Origin of the sequence: Flavobacterium hungaricum (assembly GCF_015182285.1) — a bacterium.
In the GTDB taxonomy this organism is placed as follows: Bacteria; Bacteroidota; Bacteroidia; order Flavobacteriales; family Flavobacteriaceae; genus Flavobacterium; species Flavobacterium hungaricum.
Window position 1 is genome coordinate 1062225 of record NZ_PRDM01000002.1, and the last position, 25365, is coordinate 1087589.

The 25365-nt window shown below is 31.3% G+C and carries 32 protein-coding genes; 2 read left to right on the forward strand and 30 right to left on the reverse strand.

All coding sequences use genetic code 11. The features are described 5' to 3' along the window. The first annotated feature begins 49 nt into the window (after window positions 1-49). On the forward strand, window positions 50-733 hold the full coding sequence (locus C4F50_RS12445; RefSeq protein WP_194138977.1) for a hypothetical protein: 684 nt from the start codon (window positions 50-52) through the stop codon (window positions 731-733). A gap of 91 nt (window positions 734-824) precedes the next feature. Here C4F50_RS12445 and C4F50_RS12450 read toward each other — a convergent pair whose 3' ends face one another. From C4F50_RS12450 to C4F50_RS12560, 23 genes are all read right to left on the reverse strand, one after another. Further along, window positions 825-1295, reverse strand: coding sequence for a phage holin family protein (locus tag C4F50_RS12450; RefSeq protein ID WP_194138978.1), 471 nt, complete (start codon window positions 1293-1295; stop codon window positions 825-827). Between the two features lie 80 nt (window positions 1296-1375). Further along, window positions 1376-3700: a fibronectin type III domain-containing protein gene (locus tag C4F50_RS12455; protein WP_194138979.1), complete on the reverse strand. Its 2325-nt coding sequence runs from the start codon at window positions 3698-3700 to the stop codon at window positions 1376-1378. Between the two features lie 41 nt (window positions 3701-3741). Then, window positions 3742-4401 carry a hypothetical protein gene (locus C4F50_RS12460; protein WP_194138980.1) on the reverse strand — a complete coding sequence of 220 codons (660 nt, stop codon included), beginning with the start codon at window positions 4399-4401 and terminating at the stop codon, window positions 3742-3744. A 15-nt stretch (window positions 4402-4416) separates the two neighbouring features. Next, on the reverse strand, window positions 4417-5484 hold the full coding sequence (locus C4F50_RS12465; RefSeq protein WP_194138981.1) for a hypothetical protein: 1068 nt from the start codon (window positions 5482-5484) through the stop codon (window positions 4417-4419). Between the two features lie 179 nt (window positions 5485-5663). Continuing rightward, window positions 5664-5966 (reverse strand): hypothetical protein, encoded by a 303-nt coding sequence (locus C4F50_RS12470; protein WP_194138982.1) that lies wholly within the window; start codon window positions 5964-5966, stop codon window positions 5664-5666. Further along, a complete protein-coding gene (locus C4F50_RS12475; protein ID WP_194138983.1) occupies window positions 5953-6252 on the reverse strand; it encodes a hypothetical protein in 300 nt (99 codons plus the stop codon). The genes C4F50_RS12470 and C4F50_RS12475 overlap by 14 nt, the downstream gene beginning before the upstream one ends. Before the next feature lie 223 nt (window positions 6253-6475). Next, on the reverse strand, window positions 6476-6808 hold the full coding sequence (locus C4F50_RS12480; protein WP_194138984.1) for a hypothetical protein: 333 nt from the start codon (window positions 6806-6808) through the stop codon (window positions 6476-6478). Between the two features lie 4 nt (window positions 6809-6812). Beyond that, window positions 6813-7283: a hypothetical protein gene (locus C4F50_RS12485; protein ID WP_194138985.1), complete on the reverse strand. Its 471-nt coding sequence runs from the start codon at window positions 7281-7283 to the stop codon at window positions 6813-6815. 2 nt (window positions 7284-7285) lie between these two features. Next, entirely contained in the window at window positions 7286-7768 is a 483-nt protein-coding gene (locus C4F50_RS12490; protein ID WP_194138986.1) for a M15 family metallopeptidase, read from the reverse strand. Between the two features lie 383 nt (window positions 7769-8151). Further along, window positions 8152-8445 carry a hypothetical protein gene (locus C4F50_RS12495; protein ID WP_194138987.1) on the reverse strand — a complete coding sequence of 98 codons (294 nt, stop codon included), beginning with the start codon at window positions 8443-8445 and terminating at the stop codon, window positions 8152-8154. A gap of 34 nt (window positions 8446-8479) precedes the next feature. Next, the gene (locus C4F50_RS12500) at window positions 8480-9094 is read right to left on the reverse strand and encodes a hypothetical protein (RefSeq protein ID WP_194138988.1); all 615 of its coding nucleotides are present in this window, start codon (window positions 9092-9094) and stop codon (window positions 8480-8482) included. Then, window positions 9094-9777 (reverse strand): hypothetical protein, encoded by a 684-nt coding sequence (locus tag C4F50_RS12505; RefSeq protein ID WP_194138989.1) that lies wholly within the window; start codon window positions 9775-9777, stop codon window positions 9094-9096. The genes C4F50_RS12500 and C4F50_RS12505 overlap by 1 nt, the downstream gene beginning before the upstream one ends. Window positions 9778-10088: 311 nt before the next feature. After that, the gene (locus C4F50_RS12510) at window positions 10089-10400 is read right to left on the reverse strand and encodes a hypothetical protein (RefSeq protein ID WP_194138990.1); all 312 of its coding nucleotides are present in this window, start codon (window positions 10398-10400) and stop codon (window positions 10089-10091) included. A gap of 104 nt (window positions 10401-10504) precedes the next feature. Beyond that, complete coding sequence (locus C4F50_RS12515) at window positions 10505-11047, reverse strand: hypothetical protein (RefSeq protein WP_194138991.1); 543 nt, start codon at window positions 11045-11047, stop codon at window positions 10505-10507. Between the two features lie 459 nt (window positions 11048-11506). After that, a complete protein-coding gene (locus C4F50_RS12520) occupies window positions 11507-12121 on the reverse strand; it encodes a hypothetical protein (RefSeq protein ID WP_194138992.1) in 615 nt (204 codons plus the stop codon). Window positions 12122-12158: 37 nt separating this feature from the next. Then, entirely contained in the window at window positions 12159-12470 is a 312-nt protein-coding gene (locus tag C4F50_RS12525) for a hypothetical protein (RefSeq protein ID WP_194138993.1), read from the reverse strand. Window positions 12471-12740: 270 nt separating this feature from the next. Then, window positions 12741-13562, reverse strand: a complete 822-nt coding sequence (locus tag C4F50_RS12530; RefSeq protein WP_194138994.1) for a hypothetical protein — start codon at window positions 13560-13562, stop codon at window positions 12741-12743. 119 nt (window positions 13563-13681) lie between these two features. Beyond that, window positions 13682-14626 (reverse strand): hypothetical protein, encoded by a 945-nt coding sequence (locus C4F50_RS12535; RefSeq protein ID WP_194138995.1) that lies wholly within the window; start codon window positions 14624-14626, stop codon window positions 13682-13684. A 39-nt stretch (window positions 14627-14665) separates the two neighbouring features. Continuing rightward, entirely contained in the window at window positions 14666-15010 is a 345-nt protein-coding gene (locus C4F50_RS12540; protein ID WP_194138996.1) for a hypothetical protein, read from the reverse strand. 258 nt (window positions 15011-15268) lie between these two features. Next, window positions 15269-15694, reverse strand: coding sequence for a hypothetical protein (locus tag C4F50_RS12545; protein ID WP_194138997.1), 426 nt, complete (start codon window positions 15692-15694; stop codon window positions 15269-15271). 121 nt (window positions 15695-15815) lie between these two features. Beyond that, window positions 15816-16982, reverse strand: coding sequence for a DUF2586 domain-containing protein (locus C4F50_RS12550; protein WP_194138998.1), 1167 nt, complete (start codon window positions 16980-16982; stop codon window positions 15816-15818). A gap of 291 nt (window positions 16983-17273) precedes the next feature. After that, window positions 17274-17453 carry a hypothetical protein gene (locus C4F50_RS12555; RefSeq protein ID WP_194138999.1) on the reverse strand — a complete coding sequence of 60 codons (180 nt, stop codon included), beginning with the start codon at window positions 17451-17453 and terminating at the stop codon, window positions 17274-17276. Window positions 17454-17524: 71 nt separating this feature from the next. Further along, window positions 17525-18091 carry a hypothetical protein gene (locus C4F50_RS12560; protein ID WP_194139000.1) on the reverse strand — a complete coding sequence of 189 codons (567 nt, stop codon included), beginning with the start codon at window positions 18089-18091 and terminating at the stop codon, window positions 17525-17527. A gap of 283 nt (window positions 18092-18374) precedes the next feature. On the opposite strand from C4F50_RS12560, the gene C4F50_RS12565 reads away from it, so the two are divergent. Further along, window positions 18375-19175, forward strand: a complete 801-nt coding sequence (locus tag C4F50_RS12565; RefSeq protein ID WP_194139001.1) for an XRE family transcriptional regulator — start codon at window positions 18375-18377, stop codon at window positions 19173-19175. A gap of 80 nt (window positions 19176-19255) precedes the next feature. Here the strand turns inward: C4F50_RS12565 and C4F50_RS12570 are convergent, their stop codons facing one another. The 7 genes from C4F50_RS12570 to C4F50_RS12600 all read right to left on the reverse strand — a co-directional run bounded on the left by C4F50_RS12570 (window position 19256) and on the right by C4F50_RS12600 (window position 25364). Next, window positions 19256-19960 carry a hypothetical protein gene (locus tag C4F50_RS12570; protein WP_194139002.1) on the reverse strand — a complete coding sequence of 235 codons (705 nt, stop codon included), beginning with the start codon at window positions 19958-19960 and terminating at the stop codon, window positions 19256-19258. Window positions 19961-20195: 235 nt separating this feature from the next. Continuing rightward, on the reverse strand, window positions 20196-20849 hold the full coding sequence (locus tag C4F50_RS12575; RefSeq protein WP_194139003.1) for a hypothetical protein: 654 nt from the start codon (window positions 20847-20849) through the stop codon (window positions 20196-20198). Then, window positions 20821-21861 (reverse strand): hypothetical protein, encoded by a 1041-nt coding sequence (locus C4F50_RS12580; protein ID WP_194139004.1) that lies wholly within the window; start codon window positions 21859-21861, stop codon window positions 20821-20823. The genes C4F50_RS12575 and C4F50_RS12580 overlap by 29 nt, the downstream gene beginning before the upstream one ends. A gap of 12 nt (window positions 21862-21873) precedes the next feature. Further along, a complete protein-coding gene (locus tag C4F50_RS12585) occupies window positions 21874-22500 on the reverse strand; it encodes a DUF4280 domain-containing protein (protein ID WP_194139005.1) in 627 nt (208 codons plus the stop codon). A gap of 3 nt (window positions 22501-22503) precedes the next feature. After that, on the reverse strand, window positions 22504-23502 hold the full coding sequence (locus C4F50_RS12590) for a hypothetical protein (protein WP_194139006.1): 999 nt from the start codon (window positions 23500-23502) through the stop codon (window positions 22504-22506). 10 nt (window positions 23503-23512) lie between these two features. Beyond that, window positions 23513-24814, reverse strand: a complete 1302-nt coding sequence (locus C4F50_RS12595; protein ID WP_194139007.1) for a hypothetical protein — start codon at window positions 24812-24814, stop codon at window positions 23513-23515. Further along, window positions 24807-25364, reverse strand: a complete 558-nt coding sequence (locus C4F50_RS12600; RefSeq protein ID WP_194139008.1) for a DUF6046 domain-containing protein — start codon at window positions 25362-25364, stop codon at window positions 24807-24809. Before C4F50_RS12600 ends, C4F50_RS12595 begins: the two co-directional genes overlap by 8 nt. Between the last annotated feature and the right edge of the window lies 1 nt (window position 25365).

Genomic DNA, 25365 nt, shown 5'->3' on the forward strand with positions numbered 1-25365 from the left:
ATACGTTACCAAATAATCAATTGGAAACAATTATAAAAATCCAAAGACAATGAAATTTAGTACAGCATCATTTTTAGTTTTACTTTTTGTTTGTTCAAATTCGTATTCACAGTTAAGTTCAGATCGGATATTCGACAGCTTTAAACAAGGAGAACGTACTAATTGTTCGTCAATTGCTTTTATCAAAGCGTCTTTGAATATTTTTGGATTAGACAATCTGTTTATCACAGAAAAAGAAGGAGACAGTTTGTACAAAATAACCTTAAAAAATAATGCTTCTTTTACGCTGACCAGTAAAGAACTGAACACTGCAACGATTTCTGCCGATTTTGTTTTTATCAAAAAAAGCGAAGACAGCAAAAATATTCGGGATTATGCCGTTTTAGCATACGCTGTTATGGCAAAATACAAACAGATTATAGACAAAGAAGAGAGTTTTGAAAAAGCATTAGAAGATCTAGAAGAAGGAGAATTATACACACCGACTATTTATAAATATTTAGGTTTTGAAAAAGGAAAACAAATCGAAAAATTAAAACGATTATCTGGAGGTGAATACTGTGGCGTTGTTGCCTGGTCAAACGCACATGCTGTTTTTGTCTGCGAAGATTTTATGGATTATTACGGAAATAAAAAAAGTTTGTGGGATAAATACCCAGGACGTTTTAGAATCATAAATGATCAAGGCGCAGGAGGCGAGATGTCGGTTTCTGTAGCTCAAGGAGCATTATAAAAAAAGCGCGAAAATCAAATTTGACTTTCGCGCTTTTTTTTTGATTAAAGTATAAAAGTAATTTTGAATGAAGTGAAATGCTATTCCAGACTTATTTTTCTGGATGATATTTAGGATCAATAGTAATGAGAAGTCTTTTGAAGAGTAGAATTAAACGATTTCGTATTGATTTGAGAATCAAAGTCATGGCGTCAAAATTTTCTACTTCTTTTTTGGTTTTGATCGCGATTATATTACTAATGATAGAAATACCATCGCTGACAATAAGTAAGTCAACAACAATAGTTACAAACCATTTAAAGTTGTAATTTAAACCTTTGCTCATGAGAGCCAATGCAGTGGGAATTAGTAAAACGGCTAGTTTGGAAACGAATCCTAAGGCTAGTTTTTTGAAACTAAAAGCGTTATTTAAAACAATAGTTTTAACAATGCCTAAAAAAGTATCCATTACCATTAAATAGAATAATACCCTTACAATTCCTGTGTCCATGTCTAAATAGATAAACACGAGATAGAGTAATAATTTTAATTCATTTAAATACTCTGAGATTTTCTGTATCACGGTTTTTGGGGTTTTGAGATTTGAGATAAATAATCTTTTGGGGTTTTTACGCCCCAAAAGATTAGTAGGGTAATTAATTATTATGGTTCAACTGGATTAGGATCCATTGGTTTATCATTATGAGCAGCAATTCCAGAAATAATGTAATTATCTACATTTTCAACATCTAACAGCGCAACTTCCAGCGGTTCATCTTTAAAAATAATAGATTCAATTGCTTTTGTTTTTCCTGTTTTATCTATCAAAAACATGGTTTCCAAAACATTTTTGGTGCTTACCCATTTAACGTTTTCACCGTCTTCAGTTACTAATAAAGGGTGTTCGCCGGTAACTTTAATTGTAGTATCTGCAGTTTGAATTTCGTAGTAACTTGGCTGAATACTTGTAGTTTTGTTCACTACAGTTACTTCTGCTTTAGCAGCTTCGCTTAATTTTCCGTTCCAAAGCATATAATCGCCTTCAGATTCATCAATTTCATTCGGGAAAGTCAATCCGTGCAGTTTGTCTCCAACTACAATATTTTTCAATTTTTTAGATTGTCCAGACGCCATCGTTACTAGAGATTCTACGTCAAAACAGCCTCCTGGGCCACTACCACCGCTGCCGCCATTTGAGCCTATAGAAACCATAATTTCGCTTGATAATGCAGAGGCATTTCCGGCAGCATCTAATGCCCTTACTGCGAAATAATATGTTGTGTTTGCTGAACCTGTAAAAAGACCAGAGGTATATGGAGTTCCGTAATATGGGTCAGAAACTTCTCCGGTAGATGTTCTTCTGTAAACCTGATACCTGACAACACCAATATTATCTGTTGAAGGATACCATGAAAGAGTAATATAATTGCCTTCTAAAGAATAATCTAAATCAGTTGGTACAGAGGGTTTTATAGTGTCTAAGATAGTTGTAACATCTAATGTATTGCTGGAACCTGAAAGATTTCCTGATGCATCTCTTGCGATAACATAGAAATTATATTGTGCTCCAGATGTTAGACCGCTGGCATCGTATGTGGTAACATTTCCTAAAGTTTCTATTTGAATTCCATCTTTATACAATAAATAATTTGTTACATTACTAAAACCAGTTGGAGCATCCCAAGATAAAGTTAAAGTTGTGCTGCTAATATTTGTTGCTTTTAAATTTGCTGGCTTCGCAGCATCACTTGTACCTCCTGTGTATACAATAAATTGAACCACTCGGTATGGACTCATAAGCGGAAAAGATTTACTTCCTCCAGTTTTGTCTGTCCTGTTTGTAGAAGAAATACCTTCATCTGAATTAGCCGATTCGACTATTGACTGTCTAGTACTATTTCCGCCGCCGTCGGTTGGCAAAGCGTGATCGTGAGCAGGCATTTCTTCAATAGTTAAACCTTTGGCTACGTTTCCGCCAACATTTCCTATTTGATCAAAAGGCCATATGCGAGTTCCATTATCACCAAGATAATAGGTCAGATTTTCGTAATAAGCTCGTTGGCCAAATTGCATATTACGTTCATTTTGAGTAGGATTGTAAAGCCCAACAGGCATTCTTCCTCTCAATGGGATATATTCTTCCCAGCCTTCAGGAATTGGGTCCGTCTTCCCCCAAATGGCAATCATTCCAATTGGGACCGCTGATGCTGGTTTGCTTTCTAAAATCGTAATACGCTCAATTAACGAAGCGATTATCGTATTATTTTTAACGACCTGGTTTGCACTATTTAATGATAAAAAATCATTTGAAGTTGCCAGACTTAAATTGTTTAAATATAATTGATGAGATCCAAGGCTTAAATTGCCTTCCATGGCTTTTGAGCCGTTTAACGGAAGATAATTTTGTTTAATATCCGCTTCTATTGCATCAATATTGGTTTCAATTGCGCCGATATTGGTTTCAATTGCATCAATATTTCCTTCAACAGCAGCAATGTTGGACTTTATAGCTGTAATATTAGCGTTGATTAAAGCTAAAATTTCCTCAATCGCATTAAGATCTTTTACAACTTTAAAACCATTTAGATCATAATACACTACAGTTTCTTCGTTATTTGTAACGGGAATTCCTAAAGCATCTGCATATACTGCTTCATAATCGTAATAAGCAGTTTGAGAGGTTCCGTCTCCGTATATTAAATTGGTAGCTTTTCTTGTTGTTTTTAAAAAGAAAGTTGGAGTTCCTCTTTCAATCGGATATAAAATACCTGCTGCATTTCCGTCCTCATCCGTTTCATCCTGATGAATAATCGCCCAGCCTCTGCTATTAGGCGTTGCCGGTGCGACAATATAATTGAAATTGGTCTCAATGCTTAAATGTTTTTTTAAGGCTTCATAAAGCTCGGATCTGTAAGCAGTCTGGAGTCTTTCTAAAGTTTCTTGTTCAAGAGGAAAACCTCCAGAATGCGTAAAATTTACTTGTTTCATTTGTGATGATTTAAATTTCTGTTGTTTTTTTAATTTCTGATTTAGGTTACTGTATAATACAAGTAGCTTGCATAACTTTTTCCAGCCAGTTTATAGAAGTTAAGAAGATTGTGGTATTCTATCGAAGTAACGTTAATTGCCTCTGTCTCTGGGCTAGATGCATTTCCATTTAATGCAGCAGGAATAGTTAGGTTTCGAACTAAAATTTCGGGAATAAAAACCCTAAAGTTGGCGTAAGATACTTTCGTATAATCATCAAAGTGAGCTAAGTAAACAGGTTTGTTGTCTTTACTGTAATATTCATAATTGTTGAAAATCGTTAATAAAGGCATTCTTAATTCACCTTTAATTATCGTTCCGTCTGGTAAAACCTTATCCTTTTCAAAATATTCTTTATGGAGATACAAATATTGAAGTGAAGGCTTTACAGATTCATCAATATAAATTAAGCCGCGTTGTCTTTTTTGTTCGATGCTGAGATTGGGATCGTATTTTTGGGTAATATTAAAAGCTTCGTTTAATACTTTTTCCAGATAAATGACCTGTCCTGTGTGCTGCATTTTGTATAGAATACTTTCGTAAAGAGAATGAAGCGGTGCCAGCAGTGTATTGAGCCAGACGGCATGGGTTCTTTTTCTGAGAATAGGAGGGATGAGCCATAAGAGGAGTTTTCCCCATTTTAAAACAGTGTATTTGTTCATTGTAAATATATTTGACTATTGTTTATCTCTGTAAAATGTATAAGGAATGTAGTTTACCTCAATATCAAGGGCATCGATATCAAAATATCCCGCTCTGGGAATAAAATATTCTATTGCTGTAACGTCCTTCAAAACAGGAGCTGTGCTGTCATTTGAATTTTTGGCGATTGAAGTCTCAATTTTACTCAATATTGGAAGCTTAATACCTTCTGCTTTTTGAATGGCATCCACTAAAAATGTTTTCACAAAAGCGCCATTAAATTCAATATTTCGTAGATGGTCATTTACAGCATCCAGTACTGGGAAAATATCCCTGTCAAGTATTAAAGAACCATTTTTGTCATCTAATTTAAAATCGCTGTTATCTTCGTAAGCTTTTAGCAGGTCTTTTTGAACCTGAGTAGGTTGGCTTAAACTTTTCAGTTGATAATATTCAATGTTTTCTGGATTAATAAAAATTGCCAATGGATCTACGTAAACATTTAGTTTTAAGCTTAATATATCTCCATCATCAGAAGTAATGTAAACTTGATTTCCGGCATCCTTAATTTTTGCAATGTATTCTTTAAAAGCAAAAAGCTGGTTGGGAACATCAATTCTAGAGATTTTGCCATCATTTTCGGTTGCTACTTTTATAAAAACAACCCCAACTTTATTATGGAAATAATCAGAAAAAATTTCTTTTATTTCTTTACCTGGATTTAATACCGTCTCCAAATCAATTTCGCTTACTGCGCAGTGTTTGATGATTTTAGAAGCTTCAGGATCATCGATTCCTTCGGTATCAAATTGATAAGAACCGTCTTTCCAGATCAGCGAAACGCCATTGGTAGAATCAGCAGTTAAAGGCGAACCATAATGAAAGTTTAATGCCTGTTCGCGATACCAGTTTAAAGTGTGAGGTCTTGATATTAAAGCATTTTTTTCTACGATTTTTTCGTGTACCCAGATTGCAGTAGCTACAATATTGGTCCAAAGTCTCCAAATACTTGTTTTCGATTCACTTGTTAATTTATTGAGGGAACTTTGTTTTTCCTTTTCGTTCAGAATTTCCTTCTGTATTTCAGCAATTGTACGTGCCATATTTTTGATTTTTGATATAGTTTATCCTGTAAGACATGTAGAATATGCTTATAGTTAACTGATTATGTTTTTTTGTGATGACTACAGAAATGTAGTTTTGCTTTTAGAATTTTCTAAAAAAGAGCAGTAAAGATTTTGCCTGAAGATTTTGTTGTGTTGAGCACACGTTTTTGGTTTGATTAATAAATGATAAAATCATCCTCAATAATCATGTAATCAATTCCAGAGAAGTTATCAAGCAAAAACTCTTCTTCTTCTGTAAGCGCTGTTGCAGGTTTATGATTCCTAGAATTGTAATATTCGACAATATCTTTTTTAAAGGCTTCGCGGCCAATTTTTAGATCGTTGTATACAGAAAGGTCTTCTGTAAGATCAAAACGATCATTATCTTCTAAAAGATCAAATACTTTTTCAATACTTCCGTATTCTTGCAGCGAAATATCAAAAATGTTTTGATTTTCCTGTGGTTTAATAGTTTCCATCGATTTTAATGTTTTGTAAATCGTTGACATCTAACGTTGTTACGTGAAAATTGTCATACGATAATTGTTTGTCTATTTCGTTTTCAAGCCTCAGCCTGGATGTGGCATCTGGACTGTTGATATATTTTTTGATTCCCACGCCAAGAATTGGAAACTCTTTATAGCTTCCTTTTTGGCTTAACAGCAAATGTTCAATATTTTGCTGATCAGCTTCTTTAATGACAAAATCGCCATCGGTAAGAGAATCAATTATCAGTAAGTCATCTTCTATGATAAAATCTTTCATATATCGTTTTTGTTATAAAATTTTGAGTGATTTTTTTCTCTGAATCTGCGCGCCATATTCAAAGAATATTGGTTTTTATTTCATACTGTAAAAATACGATAAGAGGGTCCTTTTGCCAAGAATTTGAACCTTCCAGATCAGTAGTTTCAGTAAGTTGTGAATTTATTTTAATTGCTTTTAATCAGGTAGTTGTGTTTTATTTTTGATGGTTGCAGCATTGTCTTTACACGCCTGGAACAATAAGCTCTACAATAAATTTAAAAATCGTTTTGATGATATTATTTTTAAGCGAATTCAATTTTATTTTTGAGATTCCCGTAGTTTGCAAAGTTTGTAAAGCCACCAAATCGAGCTGACTTTTTAAAAGCCATTCTAATTCTTCTTCGGTCAAATTTCCTGAAGCAAAAAGTAAAATCCAGCGTTCTAATTTTTCTCGGGATTTTTCGAGAAAAGCATTTAGATCTTTTTCTAATTCAGGTTTAAAATCGCTGTAACTTTTGGTTATAACAGTTTTAAGTCTGTTTTTTAATTCTTCTAATACTTGATCGTTGTTCATATTTTTAAGAGTTGAGGTTAATTAAATCCAAAAGCAATTCTTTTGATTCTTTATCTTTTTTAATTTCATATTGAATAAGTAAATCCAAAGCATCCGAAATTTGTTTTTTGGATTCTTCTTGAAAAACCGGCGATACAATTCCTTTTTTCTCCCAAATTTTAAAGAAACCCGCCAGAAGATTTTTCTCCTTATCATTCAAAACCTGCCACATCGCAAAAGTGATTTCGTTATTGGGCTTGTTTTTTTCATATTCCGTCAATTTTTCGATGTTTAATAAAAGAGATTGAACCTTTTCTTTCTGTGTTGTGAAAGGAGTATTGGCTTGATTTAAAAGCTGTATCGTTTCAACTTTAATTTCAGTTGTTTTTTGATACGAATATTGATCGAATAAAGCCGTCTTGGTCGAAGTGCATGAAGCAAGTGAAAGAGAAATTAAGATTAAAAACGAAGCAAGTTTAAAGTTTAATTTTTTCATGATTATTTGTATAAGATTACATAGTTTTTTTTGTCACGTTTTAGTTTGCTGAGCACCTTCCAGTCGCCGTATCCTTTTTTGTCAAAATGCGGGAGATCTTTAAATGTTTTCCAGTCACCGCCCCAGTTCCAGCCGTGTTTTTTAAAAACATTTACACATTCCTGCCAATCCGAAATTTGGTCGTTGTCCCAGTCTTTTGCAGTATCCCAAGAAGCCGTTTTTCCGTCAATGATTAAACAGATATCAACCGCAAAACCATAATTGTGAATCGATTGGCCGCCTTTGGCATTGGTTACTTTTTTGCCAGGTTTTGTTCTTCCAAAAGCGTAGAGATCTTCTTGTTCCTGAAAAGTTCTCAATCCTTGCGTAATGCGGACTTTGGCTCTTCCGGTAAGAGCGAGATCACATTCTTCGATGATTTTTGTGACTTCTTCCCTGACGGAAGGATGAAGCAGATCGATGTGTTTTTTTGTTGTTTGATCCATATTTATAAGTGTTAATGATTTACAGTTTGAAGCATAAATAGCCTTTTCCAAATGTTCGGAAACAATCAAAAAATCTAGATTTGACGATAAGAAAAATGTGTTTTGAAATTATTTGCAGCTTGATTTAATCGGAAAATAAATTCTTGAAAAGTGCTGTTTTAAAACCGCATTTAGAATAAGGCTTCTATTTTATTGAGACTGTAAAAATACTCCAAAAAGGGCTTTTTTAGAAATAATAGCACTTTGTAAATCAGTAGTTTCAGTAAGTGATAATGGACTTTTTGAGATTGTGTTTGGTGGTTTGGAATTTAAAAATATGTGCAAAAAATAACCCGTTTTTCTGAATTAAAAAAACGGGTTTCTGAATTTTTGACGTTGTTATTTTATTCCAAAAATGAATCAAAATAGAAAAACATTTTACATAAAAAGACTAAATTGATCACAAGTAAAATAAGAGAAAAAATCATATAAGTTTTAACCTTTAAAATTTTTAGAAATGCGTAAAATGAATATCCGAAAAGCAGGCTGGTGGTTATGTATAGCATTTTTAAAAATGCGACAGTATCTGCATCAATTACAATAAAACTTCCTTCATTGACTTTGTAAGGATCAATAATGTAGCTTGATAAAAAAAGAAAAACTCCGATAAAAAATAAGATTTTTGTAAATGTTTTCATTGATAAAAAAAAGCTTTTTTTTAGTTATTTTAAATCAATAGAGAGGCATATATATTATTACCTTATCTTCGTTGATATTTAATTTAACACTTTTTTTAGTAATTTCTAAAGAAGCAATAGGAGAATCTTTTATCTCATAGATTAATATCTTTTCTTTTTGGGTTTTGGTATATTCTTTTCCTGCAAGGGCTTTATCAATTATTTCAAAAGGAATTTCTTTATCAAATTCTAAAAATAGATTTTGCATATAATATTCACTGCTCCAGAATTTTTCGAGCATTTCTTCGTCGGTGTATTGTTCGCTATAAAATTGAGTAACCATCCCAATAACTTCTTTTCTAAAAAAGTTATTATAAATAGATTTATCTTCAGTGACTAATCTTCCATTCTCATTAGTGTAAGATAATAGAATTTTATCATCAGAGTCTAAAGAAATTGTATGATAAAATTTATCTCTTGGATATTTGTCCTTATATGTATAGACCATCAAATAAATAAGTTCCTCAAAAGAACAAGTTTCAACATAATCTTCAAAATGTCTTTCGTCCCAATCAGTTTGAGCGTAATAAAGTTCTTTTCTTTTAAAATAGTTTTCATCTGTGAATTCTAAATTAAAATATAGGAAGTCAAGTTTTGGTAAATTGTTCATTATTTATTTTTTTTAACTCTAAATTCAATTGAAGAAGAACAATTCTTAAATGCTATAAAATAATAATCGGCTGTAACTCTTTTTATATATGAAGTCTTTTCAAAATAGTCATTGCGTGTGCATTCTTGCTTATCGGTAAATGATTTTGGAATATCGACCAATGTTTTTGTTTTTCTATTTACATCATAAACAAATAGGTTGTAATCATTATCTTCATCTATGTATAAAATCAGTTCGTTTTTTAGATCAAAATCAAGTTGTATTTTAAAAGACCCATCTGTTAAAACTTCATCGCCAGTCTGTTTATCATATAACCAGAAATAATAATTACTTGTTCCGCCTCCATTACTATGTAAGGCGAAATAATTTTCAAAATCTATTCCTTCATAATATGGTCGATAATTTGCAATGAAAGTATCTGCTAATAAAAAGGTTTTATCTTGTTTACCATTAATCAATCTAAAATTAATTACTTCTTTATTTTTATCTAAAGCTGGAAAAATGATTAATTTATAGTTGTTTTTGAGAGAAGCGGTCTGCGATTTTATGGTATCACCTTTTTCGTCAAAAAAGACGGTATCGATTGATTTTTTTGTGTGCTTTTCTTTCTTAACTGATTTGGTATTATCCATTTTGCAGCTAATAAAGCAAATTAACAGTACTATTAAAATTGTATTTTTCATTTTTTTGATATCTCAGGCTAAAGAATATTTTAATAACCCGTTTGGTGTAATTCAAAAACTATATATTTTGACGCGGATTAGACAGATTCGTTATCACGAAAACGCGGATTTTCAAAGATTTTTTAAATTCTGCACATAAAATCCGTTTTTATCCGCGTTTTTGCAAAGTAAATCCGTTTTATCCGCGTTATAAATTTCCACTGACTGTATAGAAAATATAATTACACCCAACGGATTTTAATACTTTAAATTCATAAACAAGAAAATGCAAAATCAATTTTCTTAGCTGTATGCTATATGTGATTTTTTTGCTAGAATGAACCATCAGCCTCAATATAGCCGATGTGTTTTTTTATGTAAAGTAATTCTAAAGTTTCTGCATCAAAATAAGCGAAACAGTACATTCCTTCAAAAAATGAGATTACGTCACCTTTCTCATTGTATTCTATATTGGTGCTTTTAGTTTTAAAAGAGACCACATAAACTTCTTTTTTTGTTCCGTCTCTTAATTCTTTAACCTCCTTATCCCAGCAATTAAAAGGGATACGATCCTCATAGGTTATAATATTTTTTTTCTCAATCCAGGCTTTTAATTTTTCAATTAATTGTTCTTTTGTGGTCATAATTGATTTTTTTTCAGCTGAAATATAATTACAATTTACCTTTTAACCACGAAGATTATTTTAGTTTTTTATTTATTGGTTTGAAAATTTCGTTTTTAGCTGCTTTACTGTAATTTGCCATATTTTTTTTTAACGCGGGCTCTTTCTATTGATTCTGGAGATGTTGGACATAAAAGATCTTCTTTTAAAGATTCTAAACCATAACCTCTCACTTCTTTTATTATTGAAAAATTGTTATCGATTAATAGCATTACAATAATTGAAGTGCGTATTACTCCTTCTTCGTCCTTACATTCTTCATCTGTAAAGAAGTAGTGAATGTTTTCTTCATCAATTTTTATTGAAGGTATAAAATTATTTGAAAAATATAAATTTTTAGTTTTAGTAGGAGCTATTTTGTAAATAGAAGATGATGATTCTTTGCACAATTTATCAATACCTTTTAGGCAAACAATGTATTTATTAAAAGGAATTGAATATGTGATTACTAGTACAGATTTATGACTTATAGTGTAATTATTTGTCTTTTCGTTATCTAGAAAATCAATAACTGTTTTTTCTAACGAATCGGCCGTTGAAATTGATTGAGCTTTATTGGAAATGATCCAACATAGGAGAAAAATTAGACTTATTATTGTTTTTTTCATTTTATGGCTTGCTAGATTATTACAGAAAGCTGATCGATTTTTATTGAAGACTTTGATTCTAGAATTTTCTTTTAATTACATCTAACCAAATATTGGTTACACCATCAGATTCATTAGTATTTAAATAGCCATTTTTAATTATTTCTATGTCATTCAAATATAAATCGATGCTAGCATTTTCAAAGCCATTGGCGAAGATTACAGTATATACAATTTTATCATTAATTGAATCAGGATTTTGCGACTTACACGATAGTAATGATGCAAGTAATACGAAAATTATCATTTTTTTAATCATAACATTGTCTCCCTTTATTTAATTCAGCGTTTTCAATTATTTTAATCGAAGTATACAAAGTTTCTTGTAGACTGTCACACTCTTCTTTTGTATAAAAAAAATCAATATTAATAATTTGCCTGGCCATAATCCATTTCTAAATTGTTTTTAAAACTTTAATATCAATAGAGAGGCATATATATTATCACCTTCTGTTTGTTGATATTTAATTTAATACTGTTTTGAGTAATTTCTAAAGAAGCGATGGGAGAATCTTTAACCTCATAAACTAATAGGTCTTCTTTTTGAATTTTGATATATTCTTTTCCTTCAAGTGCTTTGTCAACTATTTCTAAAGGAATTTCTCTATCAAATTCTAAAAATAGATTTTGCATATAATATTCACTGCTCCAGAATTTTTCGAGCATTTCTTCGTCGGTGTATTGTTCGCTATAAAATTGAGTAACCATCCCAATAACTTCTTTTCTAAAAAAGTTATTATAAATAGATTTATCTTCAGTGACTAATCTTCCATTCTCATTAGTGTAAGATAATAGAATTTTATCATCAGAGTTTAAAGAAATTGTATGGTAAAATTTATCTCTTGGATATTTGTCCTTATATGTATAGACCATCAAATAAATAAGTTCCTCAAAAGAACAAGTTTCAACATAATCTTCAAAATGTCTTTCGTCCCAATCAGTTTGAGCGTAATAAAGTTCTTTTCTTTTAAAATAGTTTTCATCTGTGAATTCTAAATTAAAATATAGGAAGTCTAGTTTTGGTAAATTGATCATGTTGTTTTTTTAACCGATTAAATATTAATTGATTTTTTTAATAAGAACCATCAATTTCTATATATCCAATTTTTTTATGTATGTAAAGCAATTCTAATGTTTCTGCATGAAAATAGGCAAAGCAATACATTCCTTCTAATAAAGAAATAATTTCTCCATTTTCATTATATTCGATATCACTTTCTGTTTTAAAAGATACTATATATACTTCTTTTTCTGTTTTGCCATCCCTTAACACTTCCAGCGCTTTTTCTCGGCACCTTAATCCAATATCTTTGTCGTATTTAATAACATTTGTTTTTTTGAACCAAGTCTTTAAATTTTCAATTATTTGTTCTTTTGCATCCATAAATTTATTTTATTTTAGTTATGTCAATCCCCAATCAGTTTGAGCGTAATAAAGTTCTTTTCTGTTAAAATAGTTTTCATCTGTGAATTCTAAATTAAAATATAGGAAGTCTAGTTTTGGTAAATTGATCATATTGTTTTTTTTGTGATTTTAGACTAAAATTTGTCTCATTTCGCTCTAAACAAATTTTAAATAGGCTCTTAAACGACCTTAACTTTACTCAAGCATATGTCGCACGAAAGGATTCATGCGAGAGCGTGAGGAGCTAAATCAAAATTTAAAAAACCAGTTTGATTTACTTTTATCAACTATGAAATACCAATCGTTACTGTCATGGAAAGTCTCTTCAAATTCAATAAACTCTTTGCTTGGTACAACGAATATAAATTTCTCTTTATTCTTTATTAATGAATCTTTCTTAAGACTGTAGAGACTTATTTCGTTTTTTCTGGTCCCCCAATCTAAATAATCCAATTCTCCATCATTATCAAAATCTGCAAAAACTTTTTCATCATGATAGCCATTATAAAAAAGCCAAGTACTTATTAGTGTACTTTTATGCATTTTGATTAGAAGATAGCTAGTGATATCTCCATTCATATTAAAATTTCTGTTTTGTAATTCTATCAAAATATAATCATTTTTGCCAAAGTGCAAATAACTTACTGTTCTAAAATAAAAATAGGGATGCTTCTCAATAACGTTATTATGTTCTTTATACAATAAAGAGTCTATACTAATTTTTAAATTATTAATTTTCAAATATTCTGAGTGAAAAGCTGCGTATGTGGGAGGAGTGTATAAGTATGTATATAAATTAATATTATATTTTGTACCAATTCTTTTTTTTACTAATATAATAGAGTCTGATAATGATTGTGTGTCTCCTTCGTAATCAATCTGAGTCTCCTTCTTATTTTTAAATAAATTGGTTGTTTTACTTATTTTATTAAATAATTTTTCCGAAGATTCAAAATCGATATAATTTTTTTGTGATGCAATATTATTTTTTGGAGATGTAATATTTTTTTTTGGAGATTCACCACAGCAAACACACATGCATACAAAACTTATTAAAAACATCTTTTTCATAGTAATTTATCTTTTTTTTTCTGAAATATTTATCGTAGTTTAAGTTGTTTTTTTACTTTTTTCCTAGATTGGAAAAAAAGTGCTTAATTCCTTCTCTATAAATGTAATATTTTTTCATTTTAATCTATAGTTATATATTTTCTCTCTTTACTTGTTGTTTTTAAAGCTTTACCACGAATTCTCTTCTGAAAGAAAAATCTTGATCCTTCTGTTTTGATAAAGTATTCTCCTTCATGAGATCCGTTTGGATAACCTAGCCAGGAATTGGTGCCTCCTGTAGGATCTTTTTCAGGATATAGTTTTGATTTAATCACTGCGGCTATTGTGTTCATCATGTCTTTATCCATTGAAATTGTTCCTCTTACTTTCCAAAAACGTTTTCCAGTTTGATTTTTATATCCTCCCGAAAAATACTTGTCTTTTTCTAATCTGCCACTTGCATCTTGCATTAAGTAATAATAAAGCTTATTCTCATCTTTCTTTGCAATATCGCTGTCGTTGTAAGCGTTTTCTATAGTATAAGCAACGAATTCTGGAATTTTATATCCACCTTCTGCATAAATCCAGTTTGCTCTATCTAGTAATTGAGTATTTGTTAGTTTATATTTTTCTGTGAAATAAATAATCTCATTTTTTCTTTTTTCTATTTCTAAAATAAATGGGTTGTTATCTAAATTGTATCTGTTTGCAGAATAGGTTATCATGTCTTTGGAAACTGTTTTTACTTTTTCTATTTCTAAAAACGTTATTTCATCAGTAATGTAAACATTATCGTTCAGGTCATCTCCTCCTATTTTTCCTAAATACTTTCCTGTTTTTGTGTAAAAATAACCTCTTAAATTTACAATAGTATCAACAGACTGATCTTTTACATTATCAGCTAAATTAGATTTCAAAGTGTCATGTTTATAATCATTTTCTTTGTTTAGATCATGAATGTCGTTATTTAATACATTCTTATCATCCTCAATCTGCTGACGCCAAATGCCAAGCATAATTTGTCTAAAGCGTGCCATTTCGGCTTCGCTGGTATCTTTCAGGAATATGTTATGGTTTCTAATCATGGTGGTAAGGTTTTGCAGGAGGATAAAAAAAAGAGGTTGTTAGATAATTTCGACTTTAACAGGTTTGGGCTGAATATGATCTGAAAATGCTGTGGTAATATTGAGACGCAGGTCGTCTTCTTGTTCTATTTTGCCGTCACCGCCCAGATAACAATTTTTAAATAGGACTTCTAAGGCTTTAAATTCATCCATTTTTGAAGCTTGTAAAACTGCGGCACGAATACTCATATCCGGTTTTTTGAAATAAGCAAAAAGAGTAGTTTCGTCATCGTCTTGAATGGTAAGTTTGACTACTTTTTTATATTTGTATTTCCATTGATTAAGTTGTGCCTGAGTAATATTGCCGTCAAGAACATCGGCGCTTTTTGGTTCTGTTTTTTCCATTTTTGAGTTTTTTTTTTTGAAAAAAGACTGCTTGAGCTGCATTTCAGGATGAAAAATGCTCAAGCAGCCTGTGAAGTAGATCATTACCTGCCCAGAAACGGACTCATTAAGAGCTGTAGAAATAATTGGCTGACAGAAATCATGTTGCTTTTGAACTTCTTTTCTGTATAACGCTGTAAGATTGGTTTTCTCTTTTGAGTCGGTTTTTTAGACAGGAATTGTAATTAAAAAATTGTAATTAAGTAAAATAGGTAACTATTAGTTCCACTCGATGTGAGAACAGATCAAGTCAAAAGAAACGGCAATTTTAGTATCTCCCTGGCTGATTCCTCTGCTGTTTGAGTTGAATTCGCAGTTTCTTACTGTGTGCGTAATCACTTCGTTACTGTCGTCTAAGTAACTCACAATGATGCTGAACGGGTTAATATCCTGAAGTCTTTGTCCTTTTGGTAAAGCAGCTAAAATCGCTTCAACTTCGTAATTGTATAAAGTGATCGAAGCTTTTGCTTCGTATTTGCCTCTTCCTCTGTGAACTGGCATATCGCCGGCTCCATAATGGTTTTCTTTAGAAACAGAATCGCTGTAGTTTACGGCTGTAATTCCAGAAACAATGTTACCTGCAATACTTACTTCAATAGATGACCAGCTGTGTTGTTGTCCGTTAATTAATGGTAATTTATTCATGTGTAGATTTTTTGTTTTTTAATGATTTTGATTACGTTTCAGGACTATCATCACGATTTGTTTGCAGCAAATGAATCGTGATGAGGTCGCCTGAGATTTTTTTATTGGCAAGAAAGAAGTATTATGCCTGCTCGATTCCGAATGGATTTTTAAATCCTAAATCGACTTTAATTTTACGAGCGGTTCCAACTGGAGTAATTTCAGCCTTAATTTTTAATTCAGAAGTTGCCAAAATGTTTTGTTTAGGATCAACATAAACATCAAAAGCTGATACTTCTTGATTTGCAACCATTCCTTCAAGGGCAGATCTGCACAGACCTTCGAAAGCTTTTGATACAGATTGCGGTAATTTACCATCAATATCTACTAAAACCGGAGAAGCCAATTTTGGTAATAAAGCAGCACGCAATAAACGAGTAGCTTTGTTAATTGTACGGTTGTTTTCGATGTAAGCATAATCTTCTGTACCAGCTGTACAAGTGTGGCTGTCATTGAAATAAACACCTGCTAGGCCAGTGTGTGTCTGTGTAAAGATGTATCTTTTGTCGTTTAAAGTTCTCAAAGCTCCAAGTGATTTGATTTCTTGTCCGCCAACAAATCCTGGTTTTGAAAAACCTTCGCCTGTAAGATTGAATTTTTCGATCCAAGCAATGTTTTCAGATACTTTTGCTTTTGATACGGCTCCTAAAACTACACCAACTGCAGCACTATTTGGATATTTTACTGCTTTTTCAAGATCCATAGCGACAACTACTGATACATTTTCGGCAGCAAAATCCTCTAAATAACTTGAATTTGCTTCTACTGTTGCATCAAATCCTTTTCCTTCCAGAATAATTTCGAATGGCATAAACTCTGCATAAGCCTTCTTTGTTTGTGTATTTGCCTTTTCGATTGCATCTTCAGTTTCAGCAAAAGTTGTAGGTCCAGAATAAATTACAGCCATTTGACGAATATTTCCGTTTGCTTTTTCCTGCATTTCCATTGCTTTGTCAACAATACTTCCGTAAGAATCTCCAGTTGTTGCCATAACATATAAATCACCAGAAGGATTTATTCTGAAGAATTGTTGAATTTGATAGTAAACAGATTGTCCAGTGTAATTGTCTATTGTTTCTTTAATCCCAAAAGTTTCAGCATCTTCTAATGATGCAAGACGTTCTACTTTATCAAATTCAACTCCCTCGAAAGCGTTAAAAAGCAATCCCGAAATCATGTCTTGTTCTGGACTTCTTCTGCCTAATCCGCCTGATAGTTTTGTAATTTCTACACCGTTTAATGTACTCATAATATAAATTGTTTTAAATGTTTAAAAATTTGTTTTTGGTTTGCTTGAAAAAGGGCAAAAGGGGGCTTGTAACAAGTGTTGAAACTTGTCAATATATAGAGGTATTTTGATGATTATTTTAAGTGAATACAGAAATCCGGATTACTTTTTTGAATCGTTTTATTTAGATTCTTTTGAGTTTTTTACCTTAGGCCGTGCGGTAAAATTGTTTGATGTTTGTGAGAACAAATTTAAGAATGAAAGTTGTGTTTTTCAAGTTTTTTGTCGGGTAAGATCAGTAGTTTCAGTGTATTAAGCTCTGGCGTCTGTAGACAATCCTTCGTTAATAATGGTGTAAATAGTGCGTTCTGTTAAGAACAAAGAATCGGAAAGTTCTGCGACCACAACCTTCATTTGTTTGGCTTGGTTGGTGTTAAGATAGTTCATTACAAAATCTCTCCTTTTGTCTAATAATGTTCTGCTTCTTTTCATTTTCTTGGGGTTAATGATATGTAAATTTTTGCTTGTTTTTTGGGTTTTATGCTGTGGGCGGCAAGTTTAGATTAGATAGTGGTATTCAAATCTACGTTTCCTTCAACTTGATTAGGGTTGATTTCGATTATTCCAGTAGTTAGATTGTATCCAAGTTCTTCGAGTTCTTCATTACTCAAACCATTATTAAAAAGAATGTATTTCTTTTTTAAGGTATTTTCGATCAAAGTAGTTTTGTAAGTCACTTCCCAGATGAAATAATCGTTTTTACTCCAATAATCTTGTTCATTACAATATTGTTTTTCTTTTACTTTAAAAGTAGAATTAGTGTCAATAAGCGCATTAACGCTTGGAGATAAAACAGCTTTGTCAATACGATGTGCTATTTCAAAAACATCTTCATAAGCTGCAGCCGCCGCAATCGGCATTACAATATAAAGACAGAATGCTACGTCTGCTTTATAATTTTTTTCAGAAGAGGTTTCCCAATTTACGGTGTCGTATTTAAATAAAACGATTGGCTCTGTAATTGGAGTTTTAAAAACAGCATCACTGTAAAGATTGACTGTCGTTGTGCTGGAAGAAAGCGCTGTTTCTATCGCATTTTTTTTCTCGGTATAAAATTCTTTTAAAATCATATGTTGGATTATTTTTAAGCAAATATAAAACATATGTTTTGATTTTACAAACATATTACATATAAAATTGCAGTAATTTCAGTAATATGATTTAACTATTTGAATATGAAATGGTACGATAATTCAGCTTTTTAAGAAATATTTATATCTGAAAATCAATTAATTATAAAATAATTTAAAGAAATAGAGATTATTTGCCATATATTCTGTAGCTTTGCAACATATACTTGAAGTTAAGCTTTAAGTAAAACATATTACATAATAAAACAACCAGAGTTGCAGCATGGAAATACACGATAAAATAAAACGCATTATAGACGAAATGAAGTTAAACAATAACTCATTTGCAAAACTGATTGGAGTTACCAGTACAACTATTGACAGTATTACTATTGGAAGACTTCAGGCCGACGGCGAAAGAAAAAGGACTAAACCAGGTTTTGATCTTCTCCAAAGTATTATTACACATTGTAATATTAACCCAGAATATTTTTTTGGAGAAAGCGAAGATATTTTTGCCAATAAGACAAGTAATGCAGTCACACTTCATATTCCTAAAGTTATAACCGTAAACGAAGACGGAGACGAAAACATTAATTTTGTTGGAGTAAAAGCAAGGGCAGGTTATTTAGACGGATATGCAGATCCAGAATATATGGAAAGTCTTCCTTCTTTTAGTATGCCGATGCTTAAAAACGGAACTTTTAGATGTTTTGAAATCAAAGGAAATTCGATGTCAACAACAATTCACGACGGAGATTACCTTTTCGGGAAATATGTTGATAATTTTGATGATATTCTTGATGGAAGGATTTATGTAATTGTCAGTAAAAATGATGGAGTAGTAGTAAAGAGGGTTTTAAACAGAATTAGAGAAAGCGGTAAATTAATCCTTAAATCGGATAACCGAGACGGAAATTACCCAATGTATTCTATTTATGCCGAAGATATTCTCGAAGTTTGGTACGCCAGTATGTATGCTTCGCGACAAATGCCCGATCCGGTTAATATTTACGAAAAACTTCATGCTCTTGAAAGTAAATATTATGAGTTGGAAGAGAGTTTAAAAAAGAAGTTGAACTAAAATAAAAAAGAGAAAATTTCAATTAATCTGAAATTTTCTCTTTTTTATTGTTTTGTATTTTTGGCTGTCGATAGAAATTCTTATTTATATTCCTCTCTTAATATTCCAAGCTCGTCTTGTTCTACCATTCCACCACTTGATTCTTCTAGATTTATACCAAACATTTCCATTATCATTTTTTCTTTTTCGGCACACATATCAAGTCCTTCTAATTCTTTGTTACTAAAACTTGTTCTTCTAAAAATTTGGCTGGGAAATGCGATGTAATCTTTATTCTTTCCATTTTTTACAAATAGCAATATAATTTTGGGATATGTGTCTTCTATATTCCAGCAGCCTGTAATGCGATAACTTCGTATAGTTACGTTATCATATTTTATGAGATAATAGTTAAAAAGAATATCTGAAATTTTATTGAGTTGTTCTTCTGTAACCAATGTTTTCGAATCATGAAATTTTGATTTCAGATAATTTCGAGGTTCTTTGTCTAAATAGTACTTTGGTCTAATAACATACACAGAATCATATCGAGAAAAAGGGAATAAGCTTCTTCTTATCTCTAATGGGATTTTAAAAAGTGGAATCAGAGTGTCTTTTTCATGACTTATTTCTAAAGGAGATGGGGGCCAATCTGGAAGTTTTGAAAGATATTCTAAATGTTTATTGTAAAAATTGCATTGTTCGTTACAATATATGTTTCTAAACTCGTCAAGTTTGTTTTTCTGAGCATTGCAGCTAAAAGTAAATAAGATCGTTAGCGTAATTAAGATTATTTCCTTTTTCATATTGGTTTATTTAGTTCAGGGTATGCCGCTTCAGTGTCTAATTTCCATTTTTAATATCTTGGCAGCCCCTAATTTTTAACATAGAATTTTTCAAAGTTTTTCGAAAAATATAATTGAGCATGTTCTTCTTTTGTAGACTGGTCTTTTGTATGATTAATTGAAAAACTAAAAACTTCAACTAAAACTGCATATCCCACACGAAATGATCGTGCGGGAACAGAGAATATTTTTTTTATTATTTTCTAATATCCTTAATATGAATACGATTTTTTTCTTTACACACTTTAGCACGCAATGAATCTGGGTAAATACGACTATTGTTGCTCAAAACAATAAGTGTATCTAATTCATACTTATAAGTTTCGGAATAAGAATAAGAAAGATTTGATAATTTTATGATTTGAACGGCATTATTTTTTACTTTAAAATCTATGAGGTATTCATTATATCTTTCACTGCTAAAATCGAATGCCCCTTTAGTTTTTGATATCTTTTTAATTTCCAAATATGAAGTAGGCTGATTACTAGCATAAACATCCTTTATATCATTATCCAAAATTGCAATTGCATTAATTTTAAAATCTTTTTTAGTTAAAGTATTAAAAATTGTAATTTCATTTTTAGAGAAAATTTCTTCTCCGGTTTTATAAAATTTAGAAACGGTATCTTTAGATAAAATGTATTTTATTTTATCATCATAAATTATTACAGGTTTAATAATCAAATTTGCCCATTCTCTAAATAAAATGGTATCTCCTTTTGCCACTTTTTTGGTTTTTATCAAATCTTCATCAAAACCATGTTCGAGGGAATTTTTTATAATTGAATCGGAACTAATTATTTGCGTATTTTTTTTAGAATCAATAATTGCTTTTTGGCAGGAAATCATAAAAAAAATTAGAATTAGGCCCCCAATTTTTGCTATTACATTTTTCATAATCAAAAATTATTTTTAAATCAGATGTATATTTTTTTCTTTCAGTTAGACCTTTATCGCCTCCATTAATTATTTTTGTCACTTTGGTTACATTGTCTTCATCTGCAAACTTATTGAGATCTTTTCTGTCCCAAAACCATCCTGCACTATCACAGGCATAATGAAGCTCGGTAGAAAGTTTTTTGGCAAATGTTTTTAAGGTATTCAAAAAATCTTCTGGAAAACCATTTTTCGTAACCCTTTTCATATACGAAGTAAGCCCTTCTCCCTCTTTGTTTCTACCTTTGTATTTGTCTCTAAAAAGAGTTGTACTATTTACCTTATCATAATATTCAAGATAATTCATATCATGTGTAATTTGTTTTAATCCTCTTCCTTGAAAATCTGCACCTCCTCGATAATTACTTTTTACAGCAGTTAATCCCTCATATGTATCTACAAAACGTCCTGATTCAACATAGCATTGAGCTAAAAAGTGTATTTTTCTAAGACATGTATTTATATTGTAATCTTTAAAGATTTTGTTTATTTCTTGAGTAAATTTAGGAATTGTTGCATCATCATTTTTTATTTTTTCAATTCTTTTTGATTGAAAAATAGAAATCCCTAATTCATCAAATTTACTTACCGTTTTTTTATATTTTTTAGGAGCTTCTTTTTGAACGAACTTTCCATTGAGATCGTAGTAACCATCTTTGCCTTTTTGAACTAATAAAAGTCCTTCTTCAGTAATATATAATGGGTCTTTCTCATGATACTGTTGTTCTTGGTGGACATCATCTTTTTTTCTTAGTTGAGTAATAATATTAGTTAATTCAACTTCTGTAAAATCTCTATTGCAATAACATTTCTTCCCATAAATTTTTAAAGTTTGATTTTGAAATTGTGTGTCATCATTTACACTTTTAATTCTAAAAACTTTACCACTAAATTCATCCTCTCTTAATTCGTTTAGTTCTTTCATATTTTTAAATAGCTAATTTTCAATTGTGATTTCTTCTCTTAAAACTGCAAAACCATCAGCATTTACTTCTCCACTAAATTTTACCATTTTGGTATTTGGTTTAATGTTTTGGCCGTTAACTTCATCTATTACAATGACTACTGTTTCTCCCTCATTGTAATTTTTTGTTTCAACAACTAAACTTACTTTTTCACCAATGTTTGCTGTATCTATTTCGCTTTCCAAATTGCCATTTTTCCAATTAACACTTATAATTTCTTTTGTTAAAGGTGTTACTGCAGGTGGGGAATAATTATCAAGGATTACTGTTTTTGGGCCAGTTTGAAGTGGGTCTGTAATTTTGATATTCCCTCCAACATCACATTTTAAGGTTGAGGTTTCTAAAAGAGCTTTTTTATCGTTTCCATATACTTTATCTGTGGGATTTTTCCACTTATTTGCTATAGCTGGACCGCATGGCTTGTTTTGATTAGCTGCACAAGTTCCAAAGAATGGAGTTTCAAAAGTTATATCTTCATCCAAAGCCATTAATTTTTCTTGAATGAAGATTTTGTTCTGAGATTGTACATCTAAAAATCCTGGGGTAGATCCTTGATCGCAGAAACATAATGCTCCATTACATACATATTTAGTAGCCATACATTAATTGATTTTTACATTATTTCCTGTAATTATAGTATCTCCAGAGGCATTTATATTTGTTTTTTCAGTAGATTTCATATTTATGTTTTTTGCTTCTATATTAAAATCTCCTTCGGTTTTTATGTTAATTGCCGTTTTTCCTTTTAGTTCAATCAAGTTTGCATCATCTTTTTTTAATCGAATGCTATCACTTTCTCCGTTTAATTCGAATGCTAATTTTTTAAGTTCATCTTCTTCAAATAAGTATCCTGCTATTTTAGTTTTGTCAATTGTTAAAGAACTTTGTTTTTTATCCTCATCATTTTTTAATAAAATAGAATATTTTTCAGGAGTTGCGAGTATAGAATTTAGTTCTTTGCCTTTCTCGTTTTTGAACTTAAAAGAAACGGTATCTTTAGAAACAGCCAGAGTTAAATGCTCTTTTACTTCTTTGTTTTCTATCGAATTAAAAGTGGTTGTGAGACTATCAGGAGAAAAATGTGTAGTTGACAATGGCTTTTCATTCTCATCAAAATAGCTGATTCTAAAATTTTGGTTTTTATCGAATTCAATTTTGGCAACATCAGCAATCTTTTTTTCGTCAGTTTCTGTTTCACTATCAGCGTTTATGTAACGAATATATAGTCTGCTGCCATCGGCACTATAATCCAAGAACAACTTTGAATCATTTACGGCCTGAATTCGTCCCATTATTCTGTCTACTTCTGCATATTGCGAAATAAAAGCCCTAGTTTCAACTCCGTCAATAATTGAAGCCAAAACCCAGCTGTCTTTTTTCGGGATAGTAATAATTCCCTGTTCGACGTCCTGAATAGAAGCTTTTAGGCGCACATTTTTAATAATAGCGCCATCAGAACGCATGAGGTTTACGGTGTAAGCATCTTCGGTATTATGTGGTGAATCCGTTTCTTTATTTATTTCGATAACTTTTGCCGCAAACGTTTCAATATTTTTATTGTTGACGGCGACGTTTTTTATTAAATCTGTGATATTTTCCATTTTCTCTTTTTTAAACTAATTCGACTCTTCTTCCTAAAAAAATCTTTTGTCGATAACCATTTTCGCCATAACTGCGTTCTACTTTTTCTACCTGAAAAGTGCCGTTTTTCTCCTTGTCTTTTGCATTTTCGAGAATTACTTTATCTGTCGGACGTACAAAAGGTTCTCCAAAAGTGAGAATATGGCCTTCAAAACCATTTGGCTTAGATTCCATTGCTCGTAAAGCGGCAAATTGGTACAACTCTGAAGCAATTTCGGTTGTTGTTTTTTTGAAAATTTCAGGGTCTTTTGGTAAATCCTCAGAATCGCTATGAAGAATGTGTGTTTTTAATAATTGCCCGTTCGGATCTCCCAATTCGACATAAATCGGCGTATTAGAATTTTTAAAATATTTTTCGACCCTAGTTCTCGTATTTTTTGTCGATTCGTTTATAACGACCAATTTATCAGCAATAATGTTATGGCGAAATCTAAAATTCACTAGTCCCGAAAAACCGTTTGTAAGTGATATAGTAGCTTTATTTAATTGAGACAGTAAAAGATTTAACCCTTGATTGATCAGTTTTTTTACAAGCGCATTTGCAATTGGACTTTTGATGAAATTTCGATCAATAAAACTTGCCAATTCGTTTGGAGTATGCTGCTGTGGATTATTGGTTATATTGAGAACCGGCCCAGTTATTTCCATTTTAAAGAAAGTATAAATTCCTTTATCTTTCAGTATTTCAAAAACTTGTGCCAGACTATGATTCCTGCTGATTATAATATTTCCTAGATTTTCGTTGAGCGCATTTACTTTAAAAGGAAATTTTAATTCTTTGATTCTTTTTTCGAAAAAAGTTTTAGGATTAAAATTTTCAATATTTATAGACGGATTTTCTGATACAGTATTCAAAGTGTCGTTTTTGTCTTGAACATCATCGTCTTTAACGGCTTTTACTTTCTTAAAAGCATACATGGCATCCTGACAAGTTATTGTAGCATTTACATCTGATTGAACTCCAGTGATGTATCCTACAAAAGCAGGTTTGTAATCGTCGTCGTAACCCAAATAGATTTCAATGAAATTTTCTACTTTAAAAAAATCGTGAATCGTTTTTTCTGTGCCGCTGGCGTTTGCAAATAAGCTCTGATCAAAGCCTTTGGTATCTGTATATACTTTTTTGGGCATTACAATCGTAGCTGTATCCGTAAGTGTTTTGTACGAGCTGTTTATTTCGACATTTTTTACATAAGTAAACTCATAAAACTTGGGAGTTGGAAACAGTTTTATAGTTTCATAAACTCTAATTCTTGCATTTAATTTAAGCATTGTCTCTAATTATTAGTTCTACAGTTTCGTCGGATGTGGCGCTGGCAGTAAATTTTTGAATATTTTTTGTGCCAGAAATAGAAGGAATTGAATACGAATCAATAACCAGTTCGTAAATTCCAAATCGGTTTAAGATAGCATGTGTCACTCGTAAAGAATAAGGAGCGTTTAAGAATTGCTTCAATAAAAAAAGCTTTTCTTTTGGGTATTCGTCTCCCGTTTCGTTGGCAATTAAGCCTTCGATCGAAATGCTGAAATCTCCATTTGTAATATGTTCTTTGATTGTTGAATCTCTTCCTTCTACGCTTTCTTTTTTGATCATTTTAGAGCGACTGAGATTTACCGTTACAGCATCTACTCTTAAGCTCGGAAGATTGAGATCTTTTTTTATAAGCGGTTCAAAAACCAAAGGAGCAAAAACGCGAAGATTAAATTCGCCTCCTGTTTTGTCTATAATAAAATCTTTAGACTCCGATTGATTATAATTAATACCGCTGTATTCTATTTCTTTTGTTTCTAAAACTTCGTTTACATTAAAATTGAATTTCATG

Coding starts and splice junctions, on each gene's coding strand:
- C4F50_RS12550 (WP_194138998.1), bottom strand. CDS start 16,982: ATGAGTACATTAAACGGTGTAGAAATTACAAAACTATCAGGCGGATTA.
- C4F50_RS12545 (WP_194138997.1), bottom strand. CDS start 15,694: ATGAATAAATTACCATTAATTAACGGACAACAACACAGCTGGTCATCT.
- C4F50_RS12540 (WP_194138996.1), bottom strand. CDS start 15,010: ATGGAAAAAACAGAACCAAAAAGCGCCGATGTTCTTGACGGCAATATT.
- C4F50_RS12495 (WP_194138987.1), bottom strand. CDS start 8,445: ATGAAAACATTTACAAAAATCTTATTTTTTATCGGAGTTTTTCTTTTT.
- C4F50_RS12480 (WP_194138984.1), bottom strand. CDS start 6,808: ATGAACAACGATCAAGTATTAGAAGAATTAAAAAACAGACTTAAAACT.
- C4F50_RS12565 (WP_194139001.1), top strand. CDS start 18,375: ATGGAAATACACGATAAAATAAAACGCATTATAGACGAAATGAAGTTA.
- C4F50_RS12570 (WP_194139002.1), bottom strand. CDS start 19,960: ATGAAAAAGGAAATAATCTTAATTACGCTAACGATCTTATTTACTTTT.
- C4F50_RS12500 (WP_194138988.1), bottom strand. CDS start 9,094: ATGAACAATTTACCAAAACTTGACTTCCTATATTTTAATTTAGAATTC.
- C4F50_RS12460 (WP_194138980.1), bottom strand. CDS start 4,401: ATGAACAAATACACTGTTTTAAAATGGGGAAAACTCCTCTTATGGCTC.
- C4F50_RS12470 (WP_194138982.1), bottom strand. CDS start 5,966: ATGGAAACTATTAAACCACAGGAAAATCAAAACATTTTTGATATTTCG.
- C4F50_RS12520 (WP_194138992.1), bottom strand. CDS start 12,121: ATGATCAATTTACCAAAACTAGACTTCCTATATTTTAATTTAGAATTC.
- C4F50_RS12590 (WP_194139006.1), bottom strand. CDS start 23,502: ATGGAAAATATCACAGATTTAATAAAAAACGTCGCCGTCAACAATAAA.
- C4F50_RS12455 (WP_194138979.1), bottom strand. CDS start 3,700: ATGAAACAAGTAAATTTTACGCATTCTGGAGGTTTTCCTCTTGAACAA.
- C4F50_RS12575 (WP_194139003.1), bottom strand. CDS start 20,849: ATGATTTCCTGCCAAAAAGCAATTATTGATTCTAAAAAAAATACGCAA.
- C4F50_RS12515 (WP_194138991.1), bottom strand. CDS start 11,047: ATGAAAAAAACAATAATAAGTCTAATTTTTCTCCTATGTTGGATCATT.
- C4F50_RS12505 (WP_194138989.1), bottom strand. CDS start 9,777: ATGAAAAATACAATTTTAATAGTACTGTTAATTTGCTTTATTAGCTGC.
- C4F50_RS12585 (WP_194139005.1), bottom strand. CDS start 22,500: ATGGCTACTAAATATGTATGTAATGGAGCATTATGTTTCTGCGATCAA.
- C4F50_RS12530 (WP_194138994.1), bottom strand. CDS start 13,562: ATGAAAAAGATGTTTTTAATAAGTTTTGTATGCATGTGTGTTTGCTGT.
- C4F50_RS12465 (WP_194138981.1), bottom strand. CDS start 5,484: ATGGCACGTACAATTGCTGAAATACAGAAGGAAATTCTGAACGAAAAG.
- C4F50_RS12560 (WP_194139000.1), bottom strand. CDS start 18,091: ATGATTTTAAAAGAATTTTATACCGAGAAAAAAAATGCGATAGAAACA.
- C4F50_RS12595 (WP_194139007.1), bottom strand. CDS start 24,814: ATGCTTAAATTAAATGCAAGAATTAGAGTTTATGAAACTATAAAACTG.
- C4F50_RS12555 (WP_194138999.1), bottom strand. CDS start 17,453: ATGAAAAGAAGCAGAACATTATTAGACAAAAGGAGAGATTTTGTAATG.
- C4F50_RS12445 (WP_194138977.1), top strand. CDS start 50: ATGAAATTTAGTACAGCATCATTTTTAGTTTTACTTTTTGTTTGTTCA.
- C4F50_RS12485 (WP_194138985.1), bottom strand. CDS start 7,283: ATGAAAAAATTAAACTTTAAACTTGCTTCGTTTTTAATCTTAATTTCT.
- C4F50_RS12490 (WP_194138986.1), bottom strand. CDS start 7,768: ATGGATCAAACAACAAAAAAACACATCGATCTGCTTCATCCTTCCGTC.
- C4F50_RS12475 (WP_194138983.1), bottom strand. CDS start 6,252: ATGAAAGATTTTATCATAGAAGATGACTTACTGATAATTGATTCTCTT.
- C4F50_RS12600 (WP_194139008.1), bottom strand. CDS start 25,364: ATGAAATTCAATTTTAATGTAAACGAAGTTTTAGAAACAAAAGAAATA.
- C4F50_RS12580 (WP_194139004.1), bottom strand. CDS start 21,861: ATGAAAGAACTAAACGAATTAAGAGAGGATGAATTTAGTGGTAAAGTT.
- C4F50_RS12525 (WP_194138993.1), bottom strand. CDS start 12,470: ATGGATGCAAAAGAACAAATAATTGAAAATTTAAAGACTTGGTTCAAA.
- C4F50_RS12535 (WP_194138995.1), bottom strand. CDS start 14,626: ATGATTAGAAACCATAACATATTCCTGAAAGATACCAGCGAAGCCGAA.
- C4F50_RS12510 (WP_194138990.1), bottom strand. CDS start 10,400: ATGACCACAAAAGAACAATTAATTGAAAAATTAAAAGCCTGGATTGAG.